Origin of the sequence: Akkermansia sp. NBRC 115031 (assembly GCF_030268505.1) — a bacterium.
GTDB classification, from domain to species: domain Bacteria; phylum Verrucomicrobiota; class Verrucomicrobiia; order Verrucomicrobiales; family Akkermansiaceae; genus Akkermansia; species Akkermansia massiliensis.
In genome coordinates, this window is sequence record NZ_BSQU01000009.1 from 35,610 (window position 1) to 53,858 (window position 18,249).

The 18,249-nt window shown below is 58.8% G+C and carries 19 protein-coding genes; 4 read left to right on the top strand and 15 right to left on the bottom strand.

Annotated features, from left to right (window positions below):
• Positions 1-2: 2 nt before the first annotated feature.
• The 10 genes from nadC to QSJ36_RS11995 all read right to left on the bottom strand — a co-directional run bounded on the left by nadC (position 3) and on the right by QSJ36_RS11995 (position 9,024).
• Positions 3-866: a carboxylating nicotinate-nucleotide diphosphorylase gene (gene nadC, locus QSJ36_RS11950; protein ID WP_022396020.1), complete on the bottom strand. Its 864-nt coding sequence runs from the start codon at positions 864-866 to the stop codon at positions 3-5.
• A 15-nt stretch (positions 867-881) separates the two neighbouring features.
• The gene (locus QSJ36_RS11955) at positions 882-1,778 is read right to left on the bottom strand and encodes a polyprenyl synthetase family protein (protein WP_022396021.1); all 897 of its coding nucleotides are present in this window, start codon (positions 1,776-1,778) and stop codon (positions 882-884) included.
• A 37-nt stretch (positions 1,779-1,815) separates the two neighbouring features.
• Positions 1,816-2,826: an aspartate-semialdehyde dehydrogenase gene (locus QSJ36_RS11960; protein WP_022396022.1), complete on the bottom strand. Its 1,011-nt coding sequence runs from the start codon at positions 2,824-2,826 to the stop codon at positions 1,816-1,818.
• Between the two features lie 155 nt (positions 2,827-2,981).
• Positions 2,982-3,671, bottom strand: coding sequence for a hypothetical protein (locus QSJ36_RS11965; RefSeq protein WP_102722767.1), 690 nt, complete (start codon positions 3,669-3,671; stop codon positions 2,982-2,984).
• A 101-nt stretch (positions 3,672-3,772) separates the two neighbouring features.
• Positions 3,773-5,152, bottom strand: a complete 1,380-nt coding sequence (locus tag QSJ36_RS11970) for an L-serine ammonia-lyase (RefSeq protein WP_102722766.1) — start codon at positions 5,150-5,152, stop codon at positions 3,773-3,775.
• A gap of 69 nt (positions 5,153-5,221) precedes the next feature.
• Positions 5,222-6,151, bottom strand: a complete 930-nt coding sequence (gene trxB / locus QSJ36_RS11975; protein ID WP_285468724.1) for a thioredoxin-disulfide reductase — start codon at positions 6,149-6,151, stop codon at positions 5,222-5,224.
• 87 nt (positions 6,152-6,238) lie between these two features.
• Positions 6,239-7,060: a hypothetical protein gene (locus QSJ36_RS11980; RefSeq protein ID WP_285468725.1), complete on the bottom strand. Its 822-nt coding sequence runs from the start codon at positions 7,058-7,060 to the stop codon at positions 6,239-6,241.
• 130 nt (positions 7,061-7,190) lie between these two features.
• Positions 7,191-7,775 carry a hypothetical protein gene (locus QSJ36_RS11985; protein ID WP_102728377.1) on the bottom strand — a complete coding sequence of 195 codons (585 nt, stop codon included), beginning with the start codon at positions 7,773-7,775 and terminating at the stop codon, positions 7,191-7,193.
• Positions 7,772-8,020 carry a hypothetical protein gene (locus QSJ36_RS11990; RefSeq protein WP_102728378.1) on the bottom strand — a complete coding sequence of 83 codons (249 nt, stop codon included), beginning with the start codon at positions 8,018-8,020 and terminating at the stop codon, positions 7,772-7,774. Before QSJ36_RS11990 ends, QSJ36_RS11985 begins: the two co-directional genes overlap by 4 nt.
• Before the next feature lie 23 nt (positions 8,021-8,043).
• Positions 8,044-9,024, bottom strand: a complete 981-nt coding sequence (locus QSJ36_RS11995; protein WP_285468726.1) for a hypothetical protein — start codon at positions 9,022-9,024, stop codon at positions 8,044-8,046.
• Between the two features lie 200 nt (positions 9,025-9,224).
• On the opposite strand from QSJ36_RS11995, the gene QSJ36_RS12000 reads away from it, so the two are divergent.
• Both QSJ36_RS12000 and QSJ36_RS12005 read left to right on the top strand, forming a co-directional pair.
• Complete coding sequence (locus tag QSJ36_RS12000) at positions 9,225-9,770, top strand: GNAT family N-acetyltransferase (protein ID WP_285468727.1); 546 nt, start codon at positions 9,225-9,227, stop codon at positions 9,768-9,770.
• 361 nt (positions 9,771-10,131) lie between these two features.
• On the top strand, positions 10,132-10,932 hold the full coding sequence (locus QSJ36_RS12005; protein WP_022396029.1) for a LamG-like jellyroll fold domain-containing protein: 801 nt from the start codon (positions 10,132-10,134) through the stop codon (positions 10,930-10,932).
• A gap of 100 nt (positions 10,933-11,032) precedes the next feature.
• Here QSJ36_RS12005 and QSJ36_RS12010 read toward each other — a convergent pair whose 3' ends face one another.
• From QSJ36_RS12010 to QSJ36_RS12030, 5 genes are all read right to left on the bottom strand, one after another.
• Positions 11,033-11,869: a hypothetical protein gene (locus QSJ36_RS12010; RefSeq protein ID WP_285468728.1), complete on the bottom strand. Its 837-nt coding sequence runs from the start codon at positions 11,867-11,869 to the stop codon at positions 11,033-11,035.
• Positions 11,870-11,963: 94 nt separating this feature from the next.
• On the bottom strand, positions 11,964-12,638 hold the full coding sequence (locus tag QSJ36_RS12015; protein WP_253232372.1) for a TatD family hydrolase: 675 nt from the start codon (positions 12,636-12,638) through the stop codon (positions 11,964-11,966).
• Positions 12,639-12,641: 3 nt separating this feature from the next.
• On the bottom strand, positions 12,642-14,369 hold the full coding sequence (locus QSJ36_RS12020) for a cation:proton antiporter (protein ID WP_022396032.1): 1,728 nt from the start codon (positions 14,367-14,369) through the stop codon (positions 12,642-12,644).
• An 18-nt stretch (positions 14,370-14,387) separates the two neighbouring features.
• A complete protein-coding gene (gene yaeI / locus QSJ36_RS12025) occupies positions 14,388-15,242 on the bottom strand; it encodes a phosphodiesterase YaeI (protein WP_102722754.1) in 855 nt (284 codons plus the stop codon).
• Positions 15,239-16,348 carry an aminopeptidase gene (locus QSJ36_RS12030; protein WP_285468729.1) on the bottom strand — a complete coding sequence of 370 codons (1,110 nt, stop codon included), beginning with the start codon at positions 16,346-16,348 and terminating at the stop codon, positions 15,239-15,241. The genes yaeI and QSJ36_RS12030 overlap by 4 nt, the downstream gene beginning before the upstream one ends.
• 81 nt (positions 16,349-16,429) lie before the next feature.
• On the opposite strand from QSJ36_RS12030, the gene purN reads away from it, so the two are divergent.
• Positions 16,430-17,017, top strand: coding sequence for a phosphoribosylglycinamide formyltransferase (gene purN / locus QSJ36_RS12035; protein ID WP_102726386.1), 588 nt, complete (start codon positions 16,430-16,432; stop codon positions 17,015-17,017).
• Positions 17,018-17,157: 140 nt separating this feature from the next.
• Complete coding sequence (locus QSJ36_RS12040; protein ID WP_102728383.1) at positions 17,158-17,991, top strand: FKBP-type peptidyl-prolyl cis-trans isomerase N-terminal domain-containing protein; 834 nt, start codon at positions 17,158-17,160, stop codon at positions 17,989-17,991.
• Positions 17,992-18,249: the final 258 nt, after the last annotated feature.

Below are 18,249 nucleotides of genomic sequence, written 5' to 3' on the forward strand. Positions count from 1 at the left end.
TGTTATTCCACGCTGAAATCCAGCCCCAGGTCCAGGGAGGGGGCGGAGTGGGTGACGTAGCCCACGGAAACGAAGTCCACGCCGGATTCCGCAATGGCGGCCACCGTGTCCAGGTTGACGCCCCCGCTGGCTTCCATCAGGGGCGTGGCGCGGTCGCCGCGCATGGCGACGGCCTGCTTCAGCATCTCCGGCGTCATGTTGTCCAGAAGGATGTGGTCCACTCCTTCCAGCTTGAGGAAGGCTTCCACCTGTTCCAGGGTGTCCGCTTCCAGCTGGATTTCCACGCCGGGCTTTTCCGCGCGCAGCCTGTTGATGCACTGCTGGAGGTGTTCCGTGTTGCCGTCCGTCATCAGGTGGTTGTCCTTCACCATGGCGCGGTCATAAAGGCCCATGCGGTGGTTGGTGCCTCCGCCGTGGGCCACGGCTGCCTTTTCCAGCAGGCGGTAGCCGGGAGTGGTCTTGCGGGTGTCCAGGATGCGGGCGCTGGTGTGGGAAACGGCCTTCACGTATTTCCTGGTGAGCGTGGCTACGCCGGAAAGGCGCTGGATGAAGTTGAGCGCGGTGCGTTCCGCTCCCAGGATGGAGCGGGCGGACCCTTCAATGAGCATCACCACGGCGCCGGGCGCCACGGCCTCCCCGTCATGCAGGTAGACTTCCACCTTCAGGGAGGGGTCCACCTTGCGGAAGACTTCCGCCGCCACGTTGACGCCGGAAAGAACGCCCTTTTTCCGGGGCGTCAGAATGGCTCTGGCGGTCAGGTGTTCCGGGACGAAGTATGTGGAAGTCACATCCCCGGGGCCGAAGTCTTCGGCCAGCGCCAGATTGATCAGGGTTTCCACGTTGTCGGATACGGTTTCTGCGGGCATGAAAGAAAATGCGGCTTAATATTCGCGGTTGAGGAGATAGTTGGCCAGTTCCACCAGGCGGGTGCGGCGTTCTTCCGGGAAGATCATCAGGGCGTCCAGGGCCGCCTGGGTGCGGCATTTCGCTTCGGAACGGGCTCCGTCCATGCCTATCAGGGCCGGGCAGGTGGATTTCTGGGCGTTCACGTCCTTGCCGGCGGTCTTGCCGAGCTTTTCCGTGGAGGCGGTCAGGTCCAGAATGTCATCAATTACCTGGAAGGCGAGGCCAAGGTTGTAGCCGAAGTCCGTGACGGCTTCCAACTGGGCTTCCGTGGCGTTCGCGGACATGGCGCCGAAGCGGAGGGCCGTGGTCAGCAGGGCCGCCGTCTTCCCTTCGTACACGGCGCGCACTTCCGGTTCGGAGAGCTGCTTGTGCTCCCCTTCCAGGTCCAGAATCTGGCCGCCGATGAGCATCGTGCTGCCGCCGGTAGCCGCCAGTTCCCGGACGTAATCCCGGACAGTGTAGCGTTCCGTGTCGTCCACCTGGGCGATCACGGCAAAGGCTTCCGTCAGCAGGGCGTCTCCCGCCAGAATGGCTACCCCTTCCCCGAAGGCCTTGTGGCTGGTGGGCTTGCCGCGGCGCAGGTCGTCATTGTCCATGGCCGGCAGGTCGTCATGAATAAGGGAATACGTGTGCATCATTTCCACGGCGCAGGCGGGCACCAGGGCGTTCACCGCCAGACCGCCGCAGGCTTCCGCGGCCGCCAGGCAGAGCACGGGACGCATTCTCTTGCCGCCCGCGAACATGCTGTAGCGCATAGCCTTGTGGATGGTTTCAGGGCTTTCGTCCTCTGCGGGCAGAAGCCTGTCCAGCGCGGCGTCAATCAAGGCGCACTGTTCTGTAATGTAGTCGTTCAGGGATTGTTCTTCACACATGACGTTAAGGAATAGGTGCGGGGATAGTAGATATAGTTCAGCGGCCGACCAGAAGTTCCGCAATCTGTACGGCGTTCAGGGCTGCCCCTTTCCGGACCTGGTCGCCCACGACCCAGAGGGTCAGGGCATTGTCGATCGCCATGTCCATGCGCATGCGCCCCACGTAGCAAGTGTCCCCGTTGGTGCTGTCCAGCGGGGTGGGCCACACGCCTTCCGAGGGATTGTCCATCACGGCGACGCCGGGTTTTCCGTCATAGGCGCGGCGGGCCGTTTCCACATCCACGGGCTGCTCAAACTGGGCAGTCACGGAAATGGAATGGGAGCGGTACACGGGCACGCGCACGCAGGTGCACGTCACCTTGAGGTCGGGAAGGGAAAGGATTTTGCGGCCTTCATTGAGCATTTTAAGCTCTTCCTTCGTGTAGCCGCTTTCCGTGAAGGAGTCGATCTGGGGAAGAAGGTTGAAGGCGATCTGGTGCGGATAAACGTTTTTCACCACGGGATGGCCGTCCACCACGGCGCGCACCTGGGATTCCAGTTCCGCAATGCCGTGCTGCCCGCTTCCGGAAACCGCCTGGTAGCTGGAGGCGATGACGGTTTTCAGCCCGAAGCGCTGGTGCAGGGGGAAGAGGGCCATCAGCGTAATGATGGTGGTGCAGTTCGGGTTGGCGATGATGTTGCGGGGGTGGTTGAGGGCCGCTTCCGGGTTGATTTCCGGCACCACCAGGGGCACGTCCGGGTCCTGGCGGAAGGCGGAGGAATTGTCGATGACCACGCAGCCCGCGGCCGCGGCAATGGGGGCGAACTTCAGGGAAATGCCGCCGCCTGCGCTGAACAGGGCGATGTCCACGCCGTCAAAGGATTTTTCCGTCAATTCTTCCACAGTCAGCATTTCTCCCCGGAAGGCGACCTGTTTTCCGGCGGACCGGGCGGAGGCCAGAAGCTTCAGGGAGCCTACGGGAAAGTTGCGTGTTTCCAGGCAGGACAGGATCTCAACGCCCACCGCTCCGGTGGCGCCGACGATGGCAACATGGGGTGCTTGGTTCATGGTTGTGTCAGAAAATGGCGGAATTCGGTCCGCATGGGTATGATGATAAAGGTTTTTTCCCGGAAAGGCAATACGGGATCGGCAGCAGATGAACAGCGCAGGTCAATATGCAAGGTATAAACAATATTAACTATTTACTGTTAACTATTACATGCCTATTTAACCCATTTGCCCACGCCTTCCGGCAGCCTGCCGTCGGAGACAGGGCCGTAGCGGGTGGATTCCGTGTTGCCCCAGAGGGGAACGCCCACGATGCGCTTCCACCAGCCGGACATACTGGCCCCCGTGTAGCAGCCGAAGCTCCAGCAGTCGGACCGCGGGGTGAAAATGTCCCGGCGGATGCGGTTCAGGTCTGTTTCATGAATCCATTCCGTGGAGACGGCCATGATGTTGTTGCCGTAGTCCAGCATCCATGCAAAACAGTTGGAATGGCCGAAGTAGTAGAAGGATTCCACGAAGTCTCCGCGGAAGCGCGGGGAGGAATTCAGCGCCCGGATGGCCTGGTCCGCGCTGTCCACCCAGACGAGCTTGATCTTGTACTTGGAAGCCAGGTCGGCAATCCAGCGGGTATAGGGCTTGCCGTCCTCCCTGCCCCGTGTCGCATAGCCCGGACGGTAAACGATCCAGGTGATTCTGGCGGAGGGGTCCTTCTGCTGGATCTGGGCGATGCGGATGGTGGAGGCCCTTACAAAGTTGGCCCACCAGTTGTCATGCCTGTCAGGCTGTATTCTCAGTCCTTCCCATTGTCTGAGGGCGGGACCGCCGCACATGACGACGTGGACGGCCTGGGACAGTCCCGTGCCGCCCGCCAGCAGGGCCAGAGCGAGAAAAAGGCGTGAAAACATGCCCGCACCCTACCTTTGCTCCCCGTGTCTGTCAACCCGCCGGAGTGTTTTTTACCGGAACAGACGCACATGGAATCCCATGGGATGATTTCCGTTTCCCTTTAGCAATTCACCACGTTCACGGCCAGGCCGCCCTGGGCGGTTTCCTTGTATTTGGACTGCATGTCCCTTCCGGTATCCAGCATGGTGCGGATGACCTTGTCCAGAGGGACGAAGTGGGCGCCCGTGCCGCCCAGGGCAATGCGGGCGGCGTTGATGGCCTTGATGGCGGCGATGGCGTTGCGTTCAATGCAGGGTATCTGGACAAGCCCAGCGATCGGGTCGCAGGTGAGGCCCAGATTGTGTTCCATGCCTATTTCCGCGGCGTTTTCCACCTGGTGGGGCGTTCCTCCCAGGTACTCCGCAAGCGCGGCCGCAGCCATGGAGCAGGCCACGCCCACCTCCCCCTGGCAGCCGACGTCCGCGCCGGAGATGGAGGCGTTTTTCTTGTACAGGATGGCGATGCCACCCGCGGTGAGCAGGAAGCGGTGCACGGCGTCCGGATACGGTGAAACGCAGAATTTGGTGGCGTAGTTGAGAACCGCCGGAACAATCCCCGCCGCTCCGTTGGTGGGGGCGGTGACGATGCGGCCGCCGGCCGCGTTTTCCTCACTCACGGCAATGGCGTACAGGTTGATCCAGTCCATGATGGAGAGAGGGTCTTTCAGGGCCGATTCTCCATGCACCAGAAGGGATTTGCGGAGCGTCTTGGCGCGGCGGGGCACTTGCAGGACGCCCGGCAGGTTGCCGCGCGCGCTCATGCCGCTGGAAATGGACTGCTTCATGGTAGCCCAGATCAGGTCCAGCTTTTCACGGACTTCCCGTTCCGGAAGCAGGGCGCATTCATTGGCCATGACGATGGAGGAGAGGGGGCATTCCCGTTCATCCGCCATGCGCAGCAGTTCTTCCGCGGATTCATAGGGGAGGGGGAAGGGTTCCCGGTCCGGTTCCTCCGGATGCAGAAGCTCCTGCTCGGAAGCGACGAAGCCGCCTCCCGTGGAATAAAACACGGCGTCTTCCACCGGTTCTCCCTCCTGGTTGACTGCGGTGAACAGCATCCCGTTCGGGTGCAGGCGCAGGGGCTGGTAGTGGGAAAGGTCCAGGTCCCGGGTGGGGGAGAAACGGACGGTTTTTTCCTCCGTGACAGGGAGCGTTTCCTGCTGGTGCAGGCGGGCGATTTTTCCGGGAATGCTGCGCGGCTCCACCGTGTGGGGCTCTTCCCCCAGCAGGCCCAGCATGATGGCCGTGTCCGTGCCGTGCCCGTGGCCGGTGGCCGCCAGGGAGCCGTAGCATTCACAGCGGATGCCCGTAATTTCCGGCAGCCGGGGGGAATGGCGTATCTGTTCCAGAAAACGGTGCGCCGCCCGCATGGGGCCTACGGTATGGGAGGAGGAGGGGCCTATCCCGATGCTGAAAAGCTCAAAAATGCTGTAATGGTGCATGTCCGTTTTCCTGTAGCGGGGCGGGGCGGAATTTCCCGCGGAAACTCCGCCCCGTTCCGGAAGATGGGCTTACAGCCCCAGCAGGTAGCGTTCCGCTTCAATGGCGGCGCCGCAGCCCATGCCGGCGGAGGAAATGGCCTGGCGGTAGTGAGGGTCCGCCACGTCTCCGGCGGCGAACAGGCCCGGCGTCTTGGTCGCCATCAGGCCGGGTTCCCGGATGATGTAGCCGGCGTTGTCCCGGTCCACCAGATCTCCCAGGAAAGACGTATTCGGCGTGTGGCCGATCGCCATGAAGACGCACTTGACAGGCAGTTCCGTTACATCCCCTTCCACCAGGTCCTTCAGCATGACGGCCTCCAGTTCTCCCTTGTCGTCCGTCTTGTAGCTCACGATGGTGGAATTCCACATGGGGAAAATCTTTTCATTGGACAGCGTGCGCTCCGCCATGATTTTGGAGGCGCGGAGCGTGTCCCGGCGGTGGATCAGGTACACCCTGGAGGCGAAGCGCGTCAGGAACATGGCTTCTTCACAGGCGCTGTCACCGCCGCCCACCACGCACACGGGCACGTCCCGGTAAAAGGCTCCGTCACAGGTAGCGCAGGCGGTGAGGCCGTGGCCTACCAGCCCTTCCTCTCCCGGAATGCCCAGGTAGCGGGCGGAAGCTCCCGTAGCCACGATGATGCTGCGGGCTTCGTAATTCTGGCCGCTGGTCTTCACGGTGAACAGCCCGGTGGCTTCATCCCTGATGACGCTCTTGACGTCCTCATACGCAAACCGGGTGCCGAACTTTTCCGCCTGCTGCTGCATCAGGAACATCAGGTCCGGCCCCATCACGCCGTCCGGAAAGCCCGGGAAATTTTCCACCTCCGTGGTGGTGGTCAGCTGTCCGCCGATCTGGGAGCCCGTAATGAGAAGCGGAGAGAGATTGGCGCGGGCGGTGTAAATGGCCGCCGTGTAGCCTGCGCAGCCTGCGCCGATGATAATGACTTGTTCGCTCATAATATGTGTAAGTGATCGCCGCAAGGTTAAAGGAACGGCGCCCGTTTTGCGAGTAGATTTTGCGCTATGCGGCAGCAGAGCGGCGGCCTATGGTCCGGCGGTTCCGGGGCGGCTTCCGGCAGAAGAGGAAAAGAGCTGTTTGCACGTATCCCTGGCGACGGTTTGCAGTATTTTGGCCCTGTCTGCGGGAAGGCTGCACAGCCGCACTCCTTTCAGGGACAGTTTGGCCGGGAGACCCAGCGGAGACTTTCCGAACAGGGTGCAGTACATCACGCAGGCCGCCAGGTAGCTTCCCGCCTCCGTTGGGTGCTTCCCATCCGCCTGGTACAGGGCAATTCCGGGATGGCGTTTGAGGCAGTTTTCCCAGGCAATTCCCACAGGAGCCACGGCGGCTTTTTCCTTCCGGGCGAGATTCAAATACGTGGCGAGGAGGGCTTTTTGCTCCTGCGGGTCCGGAACGCCGGAGGCGTCCTTTCTTCCCCACGTCAGCATCAGGACGGGCGTTCCCTGGGCGGCGCGTACCTGGGAGCACCATTTGCCGCCGAATTCCATGGTCCGCTCCGGGGCCACGACGGGAGTGGCGCTCTGGTCCTGGAGAATGACGAAGTCCCAGGCCGTTCCTTCCAGCTTTTCACGGGCGCGCCCGTCATTCCAGTGGGACTGGAAGGAGGCTGCCGGAGCCGCGTGCATGTGCACGTCCGGCCGCAGTCCTTTGGTGTCAGCCATGGCCTTGACCATGGCGGGCATGCGGTTGAAAAACGTATAGCTGTTTCCCAGGAAAAGAATATGGCTCCCGGAACGTGCAGGGGCACAGCGTGGCCAGGGGCTTTCCCCTTGCGGTTTTTCCTGCGCCTGGAGGGTGCAGGGAAAAGCTGCCCAGGTGAAAAACAGCAGCGGGAAAATTTTCATGGGCGGCATCATGGCTTTAGCTGAATTCTAATGTTTCCGGAATGAAACTTCAAATGGATTTCATGAAGCACGCCACTTCTCTTTATGCATCAGGTAAAACGTGAATTGAATGGAGATGAAGGGGAAGCGTTCAATCCTTCCGTTTCGGCAAACCCTTGTACAGGTACCGGGCTTCAGGAATCCTGCCGACGGTTCTGTCAAGCAGGGCGGGGATATCCTTGTCGCCGTAGCCGGCCATGCGGAGGTATTTTTTGACTTCCACCGCTTTGGTCGGGAAGCACTGCATTAATTCGCGGACGAATATTCTTTCCCTTCTGGGTATGATGTTCTTAAGTTTATTGTTTCTTGCCTCGTTGGTCGCGAGCCTGTTGGCGAATTCGCCGGCTGCTTCCCGGTCGCCGGTGAGCTGGGGGGCATGGTCCAGAAGCATTTCCGAACAGATCCAGGTGGCCTCAAAGGCGTGATCGAAACTGCTCCGGAATTGCTGGAGAACCAGTGCTCTCGCTGTTAGAAAAAACCGCAGCGCTTCCTCCTTTTCCGGCAAGGTGGAATGCTTGTCCGTTAAGGCGGCTAGCGGCATGCTCCGGGACATGAAATCTTTAACTTTATAGTCCAGGTTAGTGTGGTTCATCAGCCACATGACGTTGCTGTGCCGGTTAACGTCGATGAATGGCGCGGTCGCAATCAGGCGGCACAGGAAGAGGCCGTCGGTCAATTCCTGTGGAGTGACATTTTTTTTCTGTAAAGGCTGGCCTCCTTCAGCATTTTGTCGGCTTCCTGGTAGAAGGGAATGATGCTGTCCTCGTCGAGCAGTCTTTTAAGTTGGAGCAGTTTCGTGTTCTGCTTGTTAAGGTTCCTGGTGGCTGAGGGAATGGGCAGGCGGATATCGGAGAAAGCGGGAGAATGGAACAAAAGGAGGGCCGTCCAAGCCAGGAGAATAGGTACATAAACAGGGTTCATGGAATGATATGGAAAAGGATTATTTATGAGTTGGTATGAAGCGCTTTGCCTGCCGTACTGCGTGTCACGGTGCGGCGGAATTTGGAGACGGTTACTTTGACGTTTTGTAATCCTTTGGTTGGAGAATTCTCATCGGTTTCTTCTCCGTCATAAGTGAAATTAAAATCCTGGGGATAGGGTTTGCCATGAATCAGAAGGCAGTCCTTGTCACCGGAACGGACATGCCAGCCGCATGCCCATGAAAAGGGCTTGGGAAGATTGGAAGCCTGCGATTGGGGCAATCGAATTCCGGGTTTAAACTTCCATCCGATATAGTCACTGGGAATTGCCTTGTTTTTGGCGTTGGGGCGGAACAAAACGGCGCCGGGATCATGTTCCGGTTTGAATCCTTCCGGATCATTCGCCCGTTCAATGAAGGCGATATTACTGAAACTCACTTTTAATGGATGCAGGGTTAAATCCAGGACGGTGGATGCTCCCGCATGGTCTTTTTCTCCATCTGCTGCACACTTGGGCATTCGTTTCCCCGTATGTACTGCCATGATTTCAGATGGAATAAAAATATGAAGAATCAGAGGTTTTCTCTCCGGCAGTTCTTCGTCGAGATTTGTTTTGACTCGGATTGTAAGAATCTTGTTTTCAGTAATATCCTTGTTGATGGTTAGAATTGCCTGATTATCTCCATCCTCCGATTTTTCAACGGTGGCCAGATTATCCGGTTCCATGGTCCATTCTATGGAATCCAAATCCACCTCTTTTAACCGCTTCCCGGTCAAGGTCAGTTCAACTTCTTCTCCAATACCCACATCAGTCCGTTTTTTGTCGTCCTCCTGGTTTCCTCCGTCAATCATGCATTGGGCGGACGCCACATCCGTCTTTGATTCAATATACAGGGAGCAGTCGTCCATGTCTGGAGTTTCTTCCGCATGAAGAACCGTATTGGCGCCTCCCGGAAATATCAGGAACAGCAGAAGAAATAAAAGGCGGAGAATCGGTGTAAACATGGAGGATGGATGAACTATTTCTGCACTCTTATCACTCTATCTTCTTATTTTATTTATTGTCAACGGTTTATATAATATGTTAGAAAAGTAGTGAATCGTCTGGAAGGTGAATGGGTTAAGTCTGGCCGCGTTGTTGCATGACTGGGGAAGTTTTTCCGGGAGCCTTGCCGAAGGAAGACGGGTGTGGTTGGATATGGGGCATGAAGCCTGAATCGCTGACCAAGCACCGTGCGACGGGAGTGGATGATCCTCTATTCCTGAATTCCCTGGATATTTACCGGACAAGTTTTCCGGTGCACGAACAGCGGCGCGTCCAGGATTTTCCGCTGGCGTTTCAAGACCCGGGTTTTTGTTATGAGGTATTTTTAAACGGGGCAGGCCGGGTGGTTGCCATGCTGGTGAGCTGGCAGCGTGAGGCATTCGTGTATCTGGAATATTTCGCCGTGGATGCCTCCCTGCGCGGACAGGGCGCCGGCCAAAGGATTCTGGAAGAATTGAGGGAAGCTTTTCCCCACAAGGTTATTCTGGAGATTGATCCTCCGGAGGACGGGATTTCACGCCGCCGCCTGGGGTTTTACCAGCGGCACGGCTTTGTGCCCAATCCCCAGTTTGATTACATTCATCCCCCTTATACGGATGAAGGGAAGCCTTTCCCCCTCCTGCTGATGACGCATGAAACCTTGCTGGACGAGGAAACGTACCGGAGCTTTGTTGATTTCCACCACAATCACGTGGTGGCGAGGTAGGCGCATTTCCGGGAAAAGGGCCCGCCGGAAAAAGAGCTGTTGAATTCGGCGTCTTCTTCCTTTCCGTTTTAGCGTATTGGTTTTTATTTCCTGATCCTGTCACATCGTTTCCGTGCGTTCAAAATGCCGGGAGGATTGAGTATGATGGGGAATGATTTGCCAACGGATAACAAATCCGGTGTCAAGCGTGTATTTTTGATAAGTAAAGATTTATATTTCTCTTTTAATAGAGCGGCGGCCTTCCTTAAAACCGCTTCTTTAAGAAAAAGAACAGGCGGTTTCTTGTTCTATTTCAATTTATTTCATCATTTACTGCTTGTTTTTTTCAAATACCGGATTTGTTATCCGTTTCAGTGGACGCATGTTCAATCCCCATGGCCATTTAACTTTCAAGGGAACGGCAGTGGCGGCAGCCTTATGCCTCATTTCCGGCGTACAGGCTTCTTCCCTGTTGTACGGACTGGATTTCAACCAGCTTGGGAGCAATCAGAATTTCATCAATCTGGGAAGCGGTTCCACTGCCATTTCAAAAACGACCGGGTACATCAATTGGAGTAATAGTATTACACCCATGACGGACGGCGGTTATTCCCACTGTCCCAACGGTGGAACGTTCAACATCACCAGCACCAATGGCATTGACGGCCTGAATTTTGCCACCGGTTTCAGCGTGGGCATCCACATGTATTACAGTTCTTCCAGTGCTGACTGGAAGGATGCTTTTTCCATGACGATAGCGGGCACGACGATCAGGGTGGAGATGACGGCCGCCAATAAATGGGTGATTTACAACGGGGGGAATATCGGAATTCCGGACGGAACCGAGTTGTTTGCTGCTTCTGATGATACATGGAACTACCTTGGACTGACGTTCAAGGGAAATGAGATGCAGGTTTACCACGATGGCGAGCTTGTCAAAACGGTCACGACGAGTCTTTCCGGTGATTCCAAGGTTACCAGCATCAAGGGGAGCGGGGATCACAATCCTGGGGCCAACGGCCTTTTCGTCGATAACCTGGCTGTGTACGACGGCGTGTTGAACGGAAACGATTTTGCCTACCTGGATACGCACGGCATGCCCTTGTCCATCCCGGAACCGGCCACCGCTACGCTAGGGCTTCTCGGGCTGACGGCGCTCCTGGTGCGCCGCAAACGTGCCTGAGCTTGGTTTTTCTGAACATTAAAAGAGCCGTTCCTCATTTCCGTGGAACGGCTTTTTAATTTATAAACGAAGTGGGTCCTGGTCCGCAGGGCACGGAGAATCAGCTCCATGCCCGGTCAACGGCTTCCTGTTCTTCCGGTCCAAGGCGCCTGGAAAGCCGTTCCCTCATGCGCAGCCTGTATTCGGGAATGCTCCAGGAATGGAGCGGCTGAACGGCGGAGTTGGTGAATTGCCAGGAGGGGATGGGCACCACCACATCCAGGACTTCTCCGGCCCTGGACGGCATTCCGGCCAGTACCGCTGCAATGGCGGAGGAAAGCTCCGGACGTTCGTCCAGAACATCCAGCAGCCATCCGCAGCCCAGGTCCGTGGGAATGGCTTCCGTTCCGGCCAGCAGGTCCGCGAGGCGTTCGGAAGGAAGTTTTTTGGAGATGGAGGCCAGATAAGGGGCAAACCGCATGTCGCCCAGGCTCATCAGGGCGTCCAGCGCTGGGGCCATGCTCGCTTGGCCGGGTAGCGGATTCGCACAGATGATGTCTGCCAGCCCGGCGATTCCGGGAAAGCGTTCCTCCGGTTTGGGGGAGGCCAGCGTGTAAATCAGGAAGGAGGCCTGACGGCGGATGTCCGGGGCCTCATCCGTCATGGCGAAGGGCAGGAGGGCCCGCCATCCGTCCCCCTTGCGCTGGCGGATGAAGGTGGCCAGTTGCAGCGCGCATTTGCGCCGCGCGTCCGGTGCGCAGCAGGACTGGAAGATGTTGTAAATGGTGACGCCTTCTTCTTCCCTGCCCATTTCATTGCAGGTGACCAGCCCATAGGCGATCATGGCCAGGGGCCACTGGTCCGGACCGATTTCATCCCTGCGCGAGGGATCCATGACGAGGGCGGCAAGCCGCTTGATTTCCGACAGAGAACTGGTTTGATCCTGAAAAAGGCCCATGCCCGCATGATAGCCGGCGGCAGGAGCCTGCCAAGGAAAAAAGCCGCTGTTTCCTGCCACCCGCGTTCCGGCAGGGCGTTGCGCCTTCCGGCGGCTAGCGGGCGGAGATTCTCTCCATATTGTCCGCAACCAGGGCGGCCAGTTCTTCCTCTTTCATGGAGAGGGCTTGCGCGGCGTTCCGGTAAAGCTCCGGCAAGGCCTCCGGGTGTTCGTCCGATTCCAGCGCCAGCCGATGGAGCGGGATGGAAGAAAGGAGGCCCGGGCGATCCATTTCACGAGGCCCCACGGAGAGAAGCCAGTTGCCGGAAAGGAGCTGCGCGCCGGGGTTCAGGGCACCCGTCCAGCCGTGCAGCACGGCTTTCAGCCGGGGATATTCCTTCAGCATTCCTGCCAGCGTGCCCCACGCGCGGCAGCAGTGCAGGGCGGCGGGGCGGTTCAGGCGCGCGGCCAGCTCCAGGTGCTGTTTCAGCGCTTCCCGCTGTAGGGGCAGCCCCGGAATGCCGCGGCGGCACTTGTCCAGCCCCGTTTCCCCAATGCCCGCACGGGGGAATTTTTTCAGGAAGGATTCCAGCAGGCGCATTTCCTCCTTCCATGCAGCCGGGTTCAGGCGCCAGGGATGAATGCCGAAGAAAGGCGTGACGTTTTTATCCCGTTCCGCCAGAAGGGCCACCTGCTCCCAGTCCGCCGGGGAGGTGCCGCAGATGAAGCGCGGCGCCGTGCCGGGTGCGGCAGGAGCGGGGTGGGTGTGGGCGTCCGGAAGATTCGTCATTGTTTAATGGGACAGCGTGGGCGCGTCTGCGGGTTCAATAATATCAAAGCTCAGCTTCGCCAGGCGCACCGCGGCGGCGCCCGTTTCCATTTCATCATGGATGACGTTGGCGATGCCCGCATGATGCAGGGAAGCCACTTCCGAACGGAATTTGGCGCGGGCTATCACCGTGATGTTCGCGTTGGCGCCCTTGATCTGCATGTAGGTGGACAGGGCCGGGGCGGGGTCCGGGAACGTGAAGGCGATCAGCCGCGCGGTGCGGATTCCCGCCAGGTCCATGGTGATCTGGTGCTGGATGTCCCCCAGGAAGGCCAGATGGCCGTCATTGAGCAGGGTCTTGACGGTGTCCGCGTTCAGGTCGATGATGATGCAGGGGATGCCGTACTGGGACAGGCTTTCATGCAGCCGCCTGCCTACGGGGCCGTAGCCGCAGATGATGGCGTGGTTCTTGATTCCCTCCACGCGCGTGATCATGGTTTCCACGCTGAGGCGTTCCCTTTTTGTCTTCAGGCCCGGAATGCGCACCAGCAGGGGGGTGAGCTTCCGCGCCGCCTTCATCAGCAGGGGCGTCATGCCCATGGAGACGGCGGCAATGGCGTACACATTGGTGGTCACCAGCGCCGGAATGGGGGTGATTTCCTGCATGAAGGGAATGAGCACCAGGGAGAATTCCCCCACGTTGGTCAGCGCGGTGGAGGCCATGATGCCCATGCGACCGGGGATTTTCAGGAAGCTTGCGGCCACGATGCAGGCCACGAATTTGATCGCGAGGACAAAGGCGGCGAAGGTCGCCACATGGCCGATGTGCTCCCACAGGTCGTCAATGTCAATCAGCAGCCCGGCGGAAACGAAGAAGATGGTCAGGAAAAGGTCCTTGAAGGGGAGCACTTCACTGAGGACGCGGTGGCTGTAGTAGGAGCTGCTGACGAAAAGCCCGGCGGTGAAGGCCCCCAGCGCAATGCTCAGGCCCAGCAGGCTGGCGAGCATGGCGATGCCGGAACAGATGGCGAAGACCATCAGGGTGAAGAGCTCCCGGCTCTTGGTCCGGGCCACGGCCAGCATGATGCGCGGGAGCAGGTAGTGGCCGATCAGCCATGCGGCCCCCAGGAAGACGAGTCCCCGCAGGACGGCCATGCCGATGTTGAGAGCGGTTTCCCAGGAGTCGGGCGTGGCGGCGAAGATCTGCGGCATGATCGCTACCAGCATGATGGCGGCAATGTCCTGGAACAGGGCGATGCCTACCGCCATTTTTGCCCCGGAGGTGCCGCTCAGGCCGAATTCCTGGAAGGATTTCAGCGCCACCGCCGTGGAGGAAAGGCCCATGATGGCCCCGACTGTCAGGGAATGGCTCATATCCATGCCCGTGGCGTAATGGAGCCCCAGGCCGAAGGCGGCGGTACAGATGAACATCTGAATGCCGCCGCCGACCAGGGCCGTTTTCCGCAGGTGCTTGAGCTCGTCAATGGAAAATTCCAGGCCCAGCGTGAACATGAGCAGGATGATGCCCACCTCGGAAAGGGCCTGGATGCTGACGTCGGAATTGGGGATGTGGTCCAGGATGCCGCAGTTGGCCAGAATCACCCCGCAGATGAAGTAGCCCGCCAGCAGGGACTGCCGGAAATGGGCCAGAATGAGGGCAATCGCAATGATGCCCATGAAGACGACGGTGAGCAGGGTGAAGAAGGGAGGCGCGGCGTTGGGGCCTCCGGAAGCCAGCAGAGAGAGAACCATGGCGGTCGGGAAAAGGGGCTATGGAATGGTGATGAGGTTGATTTCCGGCGGGCAGTTGAAGCGTCCCGGCCCTATGTAGCCTATGCCGCGGGTGACGAAGACCTGCTTGTCTTCATAAGGATGGAAGCCGGAGTACATCGTTTCCCCCTCCGACGTCAGCAGGGGGGTGGAAAAGAAGGGCAGTTTGATCTGGCCGCCGTGCGTATGGCCGGAGAGCATCAGGTTCCAGTGATAGCCGCCCAGCAATTCCCTCCCCTTGGGGTTGTGGCTCAGGACGATGGTGGGCATCACGGATTCTTCCCCCAATTCCCGCGGACTCATGCACCGGTCCGGAAAGAAGTCCCCCTCGCGCAGGTCTCCCAGTCCCACCAGCTTGAATTCCGCGTTCCCCAGCCTGGGGATGGTGACGAAGGCTGCGGAATTCCTCAGCAGGGTGAAACCGCCTTCCTTCAGGATGCGCTCCACGTTGTCCACCAGGGCCATGTCATGGTTGCCCAGGCACGCGTAGGCCGGGGCGATGGAAGAGAGCCGTTTCATCTGCGTGATGTAGTCTCCTGCGTGGGTGGCCCGCAGAAAATCCGTGTACAGGTCTCCCAGGAACACGATCATGTCCGGCCTGGCCTGTTCCGCCATGGCCGCCGCTTTTTCCAGCAGGGGAAGATTGGTGTGGACGTCTGACAGCACCAGGATGCGCAGTCCGGAAAGTCCCGGAACGCAGCCCGCTGGAGCGGTGTTTTCACTGAATTCCAGATGGTTGGCCTCCCAGTTCATGTAGGAGGCCAGTAGGGACCCCAGCAGAATGACTGCCGCGGCTGCGTACAGGAGTTTGCGGAGCAGGGAGCGTTTTTTGGAGGGGGTGGAGTCCGTAGTCATGATTGGGCGGGATTGAGAATAGCCAGTTCCGGCATGGTGAACAAGCCGTTGCGGCGCACCAGGACGCCGTCCAGGTAAATATCGCCTCCGCCGGCTGCTGCCGTCTGGATGCATACCATGTCCCAGTGGATGCGGGACTGGTTGCCGTTGTCCGCCACGTGGTAGGCCTGTCCCGGCGTCAGGTGGAAGGAGCCGGAGATTTTCTCGTCAAACAGGATGTTGCGCATGGGGCGGGTGATGGCCGGATTGACGCCAAAGGCGAATTCCCCCAGCCGCCGCGCGCCGGGGTCCGTATCCAGAATGGAGTTGAGCTCCGCGGTCTTGTCCCCCGCCTCCGCATGCACCACCAGGCCGTTTTCCAGCGTCAGGCTGATGTTGTCAAAGGGAATGCCCTGGAACAGGCTCGGGGTGTTGAAGGAAATGCGGCCGTTGGCGCTGTCAATGACGGGTGCGGTGAACACCTCCCCGTCCGGCAGGTTGCATTCCCCCGCGCACGGGATGGCGGGCAGCCCCTTGATGGAAAAGGAAATGTCCGTTCCCGGTCCGGTGATGCGCACGTGTTCCGCCGCCTCCATCATGGCGGCCAGCTTCTGCATGGCGGGGCGCAGGGCGCCGTAATCCATCAGGCAGGTGCGGAAATAGAAATCCTCAAACTTTTCCGTGCTCATGGCGGCCTGCTGGGCCATTCCCTCTGACGGCCAGCGCAGCCCGCACCAGCGCGTGTAGCGGATGCGCCTCTGGGAGACGGGGTTCAGGGCCTTCATGGCAACGGCCATATTCTTCTGGGGAACGGCGGACAGCTCAAAGGCGTTCCCGCCGCCGCGTATTTCTATATAGGCGTCCATCTCCTCCATTTCCGCCAGGCGGTGGCGGCCGATGATGCCGTATTGCTCCTCCGTGGCTCCGGAGAGCATTTCCCGGTTCAGCCGGGACTGGTTCAGGCGAAGGAAGGGCATTGCGCCTGCGGCGCGTACCTCCCGGATAAGGGCTATTCCCATTTCCTCCGGAATATCCGTTAATTCCAGCAGAACCCGGTCTCCGGGACGCAGGGTGGTGGAATACCCTGCAAGCTGGGCCGCCAGGGCCTGAAAACGGGTGTCTCTCATGCCTTTATTAGGCGAATACCGGGGCCTTTTTGTCAAGCCGGAGACTTGCCACGGGCAAAAAACTGTGGTTTCATCCCCCGGATGTCCAAGTTGCCCAAATTAGGAATACTCGGTTCCGGTTCCGGTTCCAACTGCCAGTCCATTTATGACGCCATCCGGTCCGGCTCCCTCCGGGCGGAAATTGCCGTGGTGATGTCTGACAATCCGGACGCCTACATTCTGGAACGCGCCCGTTCCTGGGGCATCCCGGCGGAGGTGATCGACTGCGGGGGATTTAAAACCAAATTCCCGGAGGCGTCCCAGGCCGCCGTCGCCGCGCGCCTGAAGGAATACGGCGTGGACTGCGTTTGCCTGGCCGGATTCATGCGCCTGGTGAAGCATCCGCTGCTGAAGGAATTCCCTTCCCGCATTCTGAACATTCATCCTTCTCTCCTTCCTTCCTTCCCCGGCCTTCATGCCTGGGAGCAGGCCGTGAAGGCCGGCGCGGCGGAAAGCGGCTGCACCGTTCACTACGTGGATGACGGCATGGACACGGGCCCCATCCTGGGGCAGGCGCGCGTGCCCGTGCTGCCGGGGGATACGCCGGAAAGCCTGCACGCCCGCATTCAGGTGCAGGAGCATGCCCTTTATCCCGCCATGATCGCCCGCGTTCTGGAAACGCTTGCATAACCCGCTGCGTCTTTTGACCGGAGGACGTTCCGCCGCTCCTGGAGGAACGGATGACAGGATGACTGATTCTCTTGTCTTGTTCTGTGAACGGAATCCGTTAAAAAGGAGTCCTCTTTTCAAACAAAGGATAAAAAACAACCATGAAGATGAACCCTTCCATCGCCCTGTTTGCCGTTTCCGCCCTTCTGGCGGGTGTGGCGGGCGCGCAAGAAAAGGCTGCCGAAGCTCCGGCGGCCGACCAACCCAAACAAGAGAAAGAAATTACTGTGTCTCCCGAACAGATGAAAAAGGACCTGGGCTATTTTCTGGGTTTCCAGAGCGGACAGCAGCTCGGCTCCATTCCCACCCTTACCTTTGACGACCTGGACCAGGAATCCTTCCTTCAGGGCATCAAGGACGGCATGGTCCGCAAGCCCGCCAAGGACCAGGAACAGCTGAAACCCGCCCTGGACGCGTTCCAGAAGCAGATTGACGAACGCATCTCCGCCAAGGCCAAGTCCAATCTGGAAGCCAGCAAGAAGTTCATGGAGGAAAACGGCAAGAAGGCAGGCGTGACCACCACGAAATCCGGCCTCCAGTACAAGGTGGTGAACAAGGGCGGCGAAGAAAAATTTGACGAGAAGAAGTTCAAGAACCCCATGTTCAAGGTGAAGTACAAGGGCACGCTGCTGGACGGCACCGTGTTTGACGACACCAAGGGCAAATCCGTGGAACTTCCCCTCCAGGTCATCCCCGGCTTTGCCGAGGCGCTGACCACCATGCCCGTCGGCTCCAAGTGGATCGTGTACATCCCTTCCGAGCTGGCCTACGGTGAAAACACCCCCGGCGCTCCGATCGAGCCCAATTCCCCGCTCATCTTTGATCTGGAACTGGACGGCATTTCGGAAGCCCCGGCTCCCCAGGGCGGTCCCATGAGCATTTCCCCGGAACAGCTCCAGGAGATGCTCAAGCAGAGCGGCGCCCAGCAGCAATAAGGTAAGATTTCCAAGCCAGGGCCGTTCCCGTGAGGGGACGGCCTTTTTGTTTTTGCAGGTACCGCCTTCATCAGGAGGGTGAACGGTCAATCTGGGAATTTATAATCCTTCTTCTTCTTTAAACTTCCATATCTTGCTTGTATTAAAAGTATTGCATTAATAATTTTTGAAATGGATGGAGAGATAGTTTAAAGAAGCCTGTTTTATTCCCCTTCATGATTTGCTTAAGAAGAGTCATTAACGAAAATAGGCTTGCCA